Source organism: Mesorhizobium sp. M7A.F.Ca.CA.004.06.1.1 (assembly GCF_003999135.1).
GTDB lineage: Bacteria > Pseudomonadota > Alphaproteobacteria > Rhizobiales > Rhizobiaceae > Mesorhizobium.
Genome location: NZ_RZPQ01000774.1, coordinates 1 through 2,716, shown reverse-complemented (window position 1 = coordinate 2,716; position 2,716 = coordinate 1). Strand labels below are relative to the sequence as shown.

Below are 2,716 nucleotides of genomic sequence, written 5' to 3'. Positions count from 1 at the left end.
TGCTGGCGGGTGATGCCGCGCACATCCTTCCGCCGATGGGCGGACAGGGCCTCAACATCGGCGTGCAGGATGCGGTGAACCTTGGATGGAAGCTGGCCCAAATCATCAAGGGGACATCGCCGCAAAGCCTGCTCGAAAGCTATCACGCCGAGCGCCATCCGGTCGCCGCCCGCGTGTTGCGCAACACGATGGCGCAGGTTGCGCTTCGCCGCACGGATGACCGCAGCAAGGCCTTGGCCGACACCGTTGCCGAGTTGCTCGGCATGGATGAACCCCGCAAGAAAATCGCCGCGGAGGTGTCTGGTCTGGGTGTTCATTACGACCTTGGCGAGGGGCATCCACTGCTTGGGCGGCGAATGCCCGATCTCGATCTGACCACCGCCGGCGGACGGTTGCGGGTCTTCACCTTGCTGCACGACGCGCGGCCCGTGCTGCTCAACCTCGGTGAGCCCGGCAGGCTGGACATCGCGTCCTGGGCTGATCGGGTCCGGCAGATCGACGCCGGTTACGCCGGTATCTGGGACCTCCCGGCTCTCGGGACGGTCGTTTCGCCCGACGCGGTCTTGATCCGGCCCGATGGTTATGTGGCTTGGGCCGGGGCGGGAACCCAACAGGGCCTGGTGGACGCGCTGACCACCTGGTTCGGGCCGCCTGCCACCGCAGGTTAGCAGCCACGATCGAAGCGCGACCGCGCGATCGCCTTGAGAGTATCGCGTCCCTCCCTCCGACAGTGCTCCTGACAGTTGGTTGACAGGAGCTTCCTTCTGTGCAGAAATTGGTTGGACCATTGGACCACTTGGAGGAAATGTGGACCAGAACAGCCTGCCCCCCATTCAGACCACGGCGCGCGACGACGCCGTGCTGAAGGCGTTGGTGGGCTTTGTTCGCGCCGAGGCCTTGCAGCCGGGCGAGCGGCTTCCAACCGAACGCATTCTGGCCGAGCGGCTGAAGGTCAGCCGCAACACCGTGCGCGAGGCACTGACACGCTGGGAAGGGCTCGGCCTCGTCGAGCGCCGGCAGGGCAGCGGCACCTATCTCAAGGCGGCTGTTTCACACGATATGCTGCACATGCCGCTGACGCTGGCGGGCGGCAATGATTTCACCAGCCTGATGCAGACGATGGAGATCCGCCGCGCGCTGGAGGCGGAGGCCGCAGCCCTTTGCGCCGAACGCGCCAGCCAGGCCGACATCGCCGAAATTGCACGCAAGCTCGACATCATGGAGCAGGCGTTCCGCACGCGCGACGGCATGTCGTCGGAAGAGGATTGGGAGTTCCACCAGGCGATCTACCGGGCCTCGGGTAATCCGCTGTTCGAGCAGATCATCGCCGCCATGTACGAATTGTTCCACCGCTTCTGGGAGCATCCGCTCGGCGTTCGCGATTTCGGCCATGCCAGCTTTCCCTATCACCGCACCATCTACGAATGCATCGCAGCCCGTGACCCGCAGGGCGCCCGCGCCGAAGCGCTCAAGCTGATCGCCACCGTCGAGGACGATCTCAAGCGCGGTGCGGCCAAACTCAAACTTTCGAGCCAGACATGAACGAGCATCCATCCGGTTTCGATCACGACTATCTCGCCGAGGCGGCGACACTCTTGGCGCATGACGAACCGTTCCCTGGCGGTGCGGTGGTGCCGCCGATCTACCAGACCTCGCTGTTCACCTTCGCCAGCTATGCCGAGATGGCCGATACCTTTGCTGGCAAACGAAAGCAGCCGATCTATTCGCGCGGCGACAATCCGACGGTGATGGAGTTCGAGGCGCGCGTGGCAGCGCTTGAGGGCGCAGAAGCCGCGCGCGGCTTTTCCAGCGGCATGGCGGCGATCAGCGCCACGGTGCTTGCGTTCGTTGGGGCAGGCGAGCGCATCGTGGCGGTGCGCAATTGCTATGGCGATGCCTACCGTTTGTTCGAGCGGCTGTTGCCGCGGCTCAACATCAAGGTTGATTATGTCGACGGCTCCGACCCGGATGCGGTGGCGGCGGCACTTCCCGGCGCCAAGCTGCTGTATCTGGAAAGCCCGACCTCGATGATGTTCGAGTTGCAGGACATCGCGCATCTGACACGGTTGGCCAAGGAACAGGGCATCGTCACCACCATCGACAATTCCTGGGCGACGCCGGTCTTCCAGAAGCCGATCACGCATGGTGTCGACCTGGTGCTGCATTCGGCCTCGAAATACCTTGGCGGCCACAGCGACACCGTCGCGGGCGTCGTGGCGGGTTCGGCCGCTCATATCAAGCACATCAACGAGCAGACCTATTCCTATCTCGGCGGCAAGCTGTCACCGTTCGAGGCGTGGCTGTTGCTGCGCGGCCTGCGCACGCTGCCGCTGCGCCTGCCGCACCACATGAAGAGCGGCCTGACCATCGCCGAACGGCTGAAGGCGCATGCCAGTGTCGAGCGGGTCAACCACCCCATCTATTCGAACCACCCGGGCAAGGCGACGCTGGCCGGCTATGCCGGTCTGTTCTCCTTCGAGGTGACGGACGATATCGACATCCCCGTCTTCGTCGACGCGCTGAAATATTTCCGCATCGGCGTCAGCTGGGGCGGGCATGAAAGCCTGGTCGTACCGGCCAAGGCGTCGCTGGAGCAGACGCCGGGCCTGAATTCGATGGCGCGCTTCGGCGTCAGCCCCCGAACCATCCGCTTCAATGTCGGATTGGAGAGTGTCGAAGACCTGTGGGCTGACGTCGCCCAGGCCTTCGAAAAAGC

Annotated in this window: 3 protein-coding genes; all 3 read left to right on the top strand. The window is 64.2% G+C overall.

The annotated features are described in order from the left end of the window. A partial coding sequence (locus EN906_RS29960; RefSeq protein WP_206529203.1) for an FAD-dependent monooxygenase occupies nt 1–668 on the top strand: 668 nt, incomplete at its 5' end. 139 nt (nt 669–807) lie between these two features. Continuing rightward, complete coding sequence (locus tag EN906_RS29955; RefSeq protein WP_027036801.1) at nt 808–1,542, top strand: FadR/GntR family transcriptional regulator; 735 nt, start codon at nt 808–810, stop codon at nt 1,540–1,542. Next, on the top strand, nt 1,539–2,716 hold a 1,178-nt coding region (locus EN906_RS29950), incomplete at its 3' end, for a PLP-dependent transferase (protein ID WP_127375590.1). The genes EN906_RS29955 and EN906_RS29950, both read left to right, overlap by 4 nt.